Origin of the sequence: Novosphingobium cyanobacteriorum (assembly GCF_029436685.1) — a bacterium.
Taxonomy (GTDB): Bacteria; Pseudomonadota; Alphaproteobacteria; order Sphingomonadales; family Sphingomonadaceae; genus Novosphingobium; species Novosphingobium cyanobacteriorum.
Window position 1 is genome coordinate 1 of record NZ_JAROCY010000073.1, and the last position, 1,640, is coordinate 1,640.

Annotated in this window: 2 protein-coding genes; both read left to right on the top strand. The window is 59.4% G+C overall.

Features of this window, described 5'->3' with window-relative positions:
- A partial coding sequence (locus POM99_RS22265) for a Tn3 family transposase (protein WP_277281005.1) occupies window positions 1-1,043 on the top strand: 1,043 nt, incomplete at its 5' end.
- A 142-nt stretch (window positions 1,044-1,185) separates the two neighbouring features.
- Window positions 1,186-1,640: recombinase family protein (locus POM99_RS22270; RefSeq protein WP_277281006.1), on the top strand; the 455-nt coding region annotated here is incomplete at its 3' end.

Sequence of the window (1,640 nt, forward strand, 5' to 3'; positions counted from 1 at the left end):
ATGAAGAGCTGCTGCATGTCCATCGCCGCTTCGTTCATGCCGCGGCGCTCAAGGAGGCGTGTGCCAGGGTTGCGAATGCGACCCTGGCAATCCGCAATGCTGCAGTCTGGGGGGACGCCGGCACGGCCTGTGCGTCAGATTCCACAAAGTTCGGAGCCTGGGATCGCAACCTGATGACGGAATGGCATGCGCGTTATGGTGGACGGGGCGTCATGATCTACTGGCATGTCGAACGACGCGCGACATGCGTCTATTCCCAGCTCAAGCGCTGCTCTTCCTCCGAGGTCGCCTCCATGATCGAGGGCGTGCTGCGCCATTGCACCGACATGGAAATCCAGCGACAATATGTTGATAGTCATGGCCAAAGCGCGGTTGGCTTTGCATTTTGCCGGCTTCTCGGATTTGAGCTTGCACCCCGCCTGAAAGCGATCGCTCGCCAGAAGCTGGCTCTTCCCGATGTCGGCATGCGAACGCGGCTTCCCCACTTGCAGCCGATCCTCTCCAGTCCGATCAACTGGGATGAGATCGAGCAGCAATATGACGAGATGGTCAAATATGCAGCCGCGATGCAGACAAAAACCGCCGACCCGGAGGCGATCCTGCGCCGGTTTAGCCGCTCCGAGGTGATGCACCCGACCTACAAGGCGTTGAGTGAGCTGGGCCGCGCGGTCAAGACGATCTTCCTGTGCCGGTATCTGCGCGAGGAGTCCTTCCGCCGCGAAATTCATGAAGGCCTGAATGTCGTTGAAAACTGGAACAGTGCCAATGGGTTCGTTTTCTTCGGCAAGGGCGGCGAGATCGCCACTAACCGCATCGATGAGCAGCAGCTCTCGGTCCTGGCGCTACATTTGCTGCAAGCGTCGCTTGTCTATGTGAACACCCGAATGCTTCAGAGCGTGCTGGTGGAACCGAAATGGACGGGCCGGATGACGCCGGATGATTATCGCGGCCTCACACCGCTGATTTACAGCCACGTCAATCCTTATGGCCGCTTCGACCTCGATCTGAATAGCCGGATCGATTTTGGGCGGCTTGCTGCCTGACCGGGGCCTTTCCGCTCGCACCATTTGGGTGCACCCGAACGTGACGATCGGAAGTGACATATACGACATGTCACAAAAGGGTGGTTCCGTCACCAATGTTACTGTACGAGGGCAAAGCCACCCTAATGTGACGGATTTGCCCATGACCCGCGTCGGCTACGCCCGCGTCAGCACCATCGACCAGGATCTCGACATCCAGGTTGCCCGGTTGAAGGCAGCGGGCTGTGAAATCCTCCGCTCCGAAACAGGCTCGGGCGCATCGCGCACTGGACGCACGGAGCTTGAGACGATCATGCAGTTCCTGCGCGCCGATGACGAACTCGTCGTCCTGCGTCTCGATCGGCTCGGTCGCTCCACACGCGATGTTCTCAATCTGGTTCATGAACTCGACCAGAAGGGAGCCTCATTGCGGGTGCTTGAGCCGGAGGTGACGACGGCCGGAAGCATGGGGCGGATGGTGATCACCATTCTGGGCATGGTCGCGGACATGGAACTGACGTTCATCAAGGACCGGCAGCGCGCCGGGATCGAGGCGGCGCGCGCCGAAGGCGTCTACAAAGGCCGGAAGAAAAACATCGATGACGATGAAATCCGACG